Source organism: Bullifex sp. (assembly GCF_034103065.1).
Taxonomy (GTDB): Bacteria; Spirochaetota; Spirochaetia; order Sphaerochaetales; family Sphaerochaetaceae; genus Bullifex.
This window is the reverse complement of sequence record NZ_JAXEGN010000138.1, coordinates 1-3,624: the sequence shown is the minus strand read 5'-3', so window position 1 is coordinate 3,624 and position 3,624 is coordinate 1. Positions and strand designations below refer to the sequence as shown.

At 35.0% G+C, this 3,624-nt stretch carries 8 protein-coding genes; 7 read left to right on the top strand and 1 reads right to left on the bottom strand.

Annotation, left to right across the window (positions count from 1 at the left end):
* The first annotated feature begins 27 nt into the window (after positions 1 to 27).
* Genes rpsP through coaD form a run of 7 tightly spaced genes read left to right on the top strand, consistent with a single transcriptional unit; the run spans position 28 to position 3,147 of the window.
* The gene (rpsP, locus tag SOY52_RS05490; protein WP_276995967.1) at positions 28 to 294 is read left to right on the top strand and encodes a 30S ribosomal protein S16; all 267 of its coding nucleotides are present in this window, start codon (positions 28 to 30) and stop codon (positions 292 to 294) included.
* A gap of 17 nt (positions 295 to 311) precedes the next feature.
* On the top strand, positions 312 to 545 hold the full coding sequence (locus SOY52_RS05485) for a KH domain-containing protein (RefSeq protein ID WP_320847966.1): 234 nt from the start codon (positions 312 to 314) through the stop codon (positions 543 to 545).
* Entirely contained in the window at positions 545 to 1,054 is a 510-nt protein-coding gene (gene rimM, locus SOY52_RS05480) for a ribosome maturation factor RimM (RefSeq protein ID WP_320847965.1), read from the top strand. Before SOY52_RS05485 ends, rimM begins: the two co-directional genes overlap by 1 nt.
* The gene (trmD, locus tag SOY52_RS05475; RefSeq protein WP_320847964.1) at positions 1,054 to 1,800 is read left to right on the top strand and encodes a tRNA (guanosine(37)-N1)-methyltransferase TrmD; all 747 of its coding nucleotides are present in this window, start codon (positions 1,054 to 1,056) and stop codon (positions 1,798 to 1,800) included. Before rimM ends, trmD begins: the two co-directional genes overlap by 1 nt.
* A complete protein-coding gene (rplS, locus tag SOY52_RS05470) occupies positions 1,787 to 2,143 on the top strand; it encodes a 50S ribosomal protein L19 (RefSeq protein WP_320847963.1) in 357 nt (118 codons plus the stop codon). Before trmD ends, rplS begins: the two co-directional genes overlap by 14 nt.
* Positions 2,144 to 2,203: 60 nt before the next feature.
* On the top strand, positions 2,204 to 2,659 hold the full coding sequence (locus tag SOY52_RS05465) for a hypothetical protein (protein ID WP_320847962.1): 456 nt from the start codon (positions 2,204 to 2,206) through the stop codon (positions 2,657 to 2,659).
* The gene (gene coaD / locus SOY52_RS05460) at positions 2,656 to 3,147 is read left to right on the top strand and encodes a pantetheine-phosphate adenylyltransferase (RefSeq protein ID WP_320847961.1); all 492 of its coding nucleotides are present in this window, start codon (positions 2,656 to 2,658) and stop codon (positions 3,145 to 3,147) included. The genes SOY52_RS05465 and coaD overlap by 4 nt, the downstream gene beginning before the upstream one ends.
* A 54-nt stretch (positions 3,148 to 3,201) precedes the next feature.
* Here coaD and SOY52_RS05455 read toward each other — a convergent pair.
* The coding region (locus tag SOY52_RS05455; protein WP_320847960.1) for a hypothetical protein at positions 3,202 to 3,624 on the bottom strand (423 nt) is incomplete at its 5' end.

Here is a 3,624-nt window from a genome sequence, read left to right as displayed (position 1 = left end):
CTATCAAGTAGAATAAGGAGTAAAGCCGTGAGTGTTAGCATGAGACTAAAGCGCTTTGGGTCTAAGAAGAGACCTTACTATCGTGTTGTTGTTATGGACAGCAGAGCTGCAGCAACAAGTAGAACTATTGATGAGATTGGTACATATCATCCAATTGAAGCAGAAGATAGACAGACTACAATCGATGCAGAAAAAGCAGCTGAATGGTTAAAGAAGGGTGCAAACCCATCTGCAACAGTAAAGAAGATTCTTAACGCAAAAGGTATTTCTTGTAACCGCACCGTCCAGGGTTGATAACCGGAGGGTAAGTTATGGAGAAGGAACTTGTTGAATTCGTAGTCAAGAGCCTTGTCGATAACCCTGATGAAGTATCCGTCAATAAAGTAGAGGGTGAAAAATCCACTATTCTTGAGCTTCATGTTGCTCAGGATGATGTCGGGAAGGTCATCGGAAAACAGGGCAGAATTGCAAAAGCGATAAGAACTATTCTTTCCGCCAGCGCAACTAAAGATGGCAAACGTGCCGTTTTGGAGATTTTAGACTAATGGAAGAACAGCTACTTGCTACCGCTACAGTAGGTAAAACACATGGAGTTAATGGCTTTTTAAGGATTAATTCTCTCTCTGGAGAGTATGAACACCTACTAAAGCTTGATTCTTGTTTACTTAAAACTAAGGACGGTAAACAGGTAGCTGTTACAATTGAAGACGTAAAAGTTCATTCTTCTGATATACTTTTTAAATTTGTTGGATATGACGCTCCTGAAAAGTCACGTTTCTTATCAGGTTCTGTTATGTATATTCCACGTAATAAAGCGCCAAGACTTAAAAAAGGTGAATATTATATTGCTGACCTTATTGGTTTAAATCTTGTGTATGATTCAAAAACCCTTGGTACTGTTGAGTATCTTTCTGATGGTGCTCAAGGGTTGTACCTTAATGTGCGCGATATTAATGGAAACTTAAAAATAATTCCAAACATCCCTCAGTTTGTCTCTAAACCTGATTTCGAGAAAAAAGAGATTACTCTCTTAATCAAGGAATTGATGGACTAATGCACATAGACATTCTAACGCTATTCCCAGACATGATAAAAGCGTTCTTTGAGAACTCTATTATGGCTCGTGCAGTTGAGAAGGGGATAATAACTTACAATATTATTAATTTTCGTGATTACACATATGATAATCATCATACATGTGATGATATCCCATATGGTGGTGGTGCTGGAATGGTATTAAAGCCCGAGCCATTATTTGATGCATTAAACAGTATCAATGCAGCTGCTTCACGTGTAATCTTCCCAACTCCATCTGGTAAGCTTTTTAACCAAGACTATGCTAATTCTCTTTCCAAAGAAGAGAGATTGACATTTATTTGTGGTCACTATGAAGGTCTTGATCAAAGAGTTATTGATGAATGGGTTGATGATGAGATTTCTATTGGTGATTACGTATTAACTAGTGGAGAAACTAGTTCAATCGTAATTATTGATGCAATCTTTAGACTTATTGATGGGGTAATATCAAAAGAAAGTCTAGAAGACGAAAGTTTTTCTTCTCCTTTACTTGAATATCCTCAATATACTCGTCCAGAAAGGTATTGCCAAAAAAACGTTCCTGATGTATTATTATCCGGTCATCACGAAAGGATTGCTACCTGGCGTGTTTTCCAAAGGCTCGAAAAAACGATGCTGAGCCGACCGGAAGTGCTGACTAACGCCTCTCTCGACGTAGAAAGCAGAAAAAAATTTATACAATTATTAGATATTAAGGGGTTCGGCAAAAATGGGCTTAATTAAGGCTATTGAAGCAAAGCAGATTAAGAAGGATGCAGAGAATTTCTCTGTCGGTGATACAATTAAAGTTTACTTCAAGATTGTTGAAGGTACAACTGAAAGAATTCAGGTTTTCGAAGGTATCGTAATTGCTAAGAATAATACAGGTATTGGCAGATCATTCGTAGTAAGAAAGATTAGCTACGGTGTAGGTGTTGAGAGAATTTTCCCACTTCACTCACCAAGAATTGACAAGATTGAAGTTGTTAGAAAAGGTCGTGTTAGAAGAGCTAAGCTCTATTACATCAGAGGTAAGGTTGGTAAGGCTGCTAAAGTTAAAGAACTTATCAGAAAAAAGGCTAACTAAGTCCTGCATATTACTAATTAAGGGTGGCAAATTTGCCACCTTTTTCATTATAATGAGTATATGAAGCAAAAAAATAATATTCCTAAAAAGGAAATCAAGAAAAAAGAAAAGAAAAAAGTAAATGATGATTCAAAGTTAGTTGGCTTTTCTACATTAAACCAAGTATCAGGAGTTCCTAAACCACATTCATATAAATCACATTTACAAGTATCTCCAACAAAGGTAATTAAAGAACCACTTGATAAGTGTTCTATATGTGGACAAACCATTTTAAATATTTCTCAAGCAATGTGTTCTCCTGATTCATCCTTTGTTCATTTTGATTGTGTTTTAGATAAGATTAAAAGTGAACATCCAGTAAGAGAAAATCAAACAATTAGTTACATTGGTAAAGGTTGTTTTGCAAAGCTTGAAAAGAATGAAAATGGTTCATGGTCTATCATTGAAAGATATACTTATGAATCTCAAGAAAATTATGAGAAGATGAAATCATATGTAGAAGAGGCTAAGGTATGACTAAAGCAATGTTTCCTGGATCCTTTGATCCACCAACACTTGGACACATCAATATCATTGAGCGTAGTGCAAAGCTCTATGATAAACTCTATGTAGTTGTAGCTGATAATATTGCAAAGAAGTGTTTATTTACTGCACAAGAGAGAATAAAGCTTATTAAAGATAATTTTATAAACCATGATAATATTGAAGTCTTATCATACAACGGTTTGACTGTTGATATTGCAAAAGAATTAGGTGTTGATGTCATGATAAGAGGTGTAAGAGCTCTAGCTGATTTCGGATATGAATTTGAATTAGCAATGACAAATAAACAACTTCTTCCTGGTGTTGAAACTCTATTTATGCCAACCGACCCACATTATTTTCTTTTACGTAGTTCTGCAATTAAGGAAATGGCTGCATTTGGTGCTGATATTTCAAAAATGGTTCCTGCGAACGTCGCTAATGAATTATCCAAGAGAGTAGTTAATCGTAATAATTTATAATATTTAACAGCTTTGCTCAGTTCCTTTTTAGAAGCTGAGCAAACAGCTAATTGATTAATAGCTTAGTCCTAATTCCTTAGCAATAGACATAAACTTTTCTTTAGATAAACCAGAGTTTGCAATTGCAAATTCAAGTGTAATATTTCCACTATTAACAAGATTAATAAGTGTTTTTACAGTACCCTTCGCAATTCCAATATTGATGCCATCTGCTTTGCCAATTTTAATGCCATCATCCTTACCCTCATCATAGGATTTTGCTGCATACTCTCTAATTGCTTCACAAACCTTATCTTCACCTTTTTGTGTTGTCTTATAATACATAGCGCACTCCATCATCACTTCGTCTTTCATTTCACTTAAATCATAAGAAATTAAACTTTGCATCAGATTATTTAAATCTTCTCGACCTTTATTTTCTGCATTTACATAAATGATATTATTACCATCTTTTAATGGCAAGTTTATTTCTTTTTC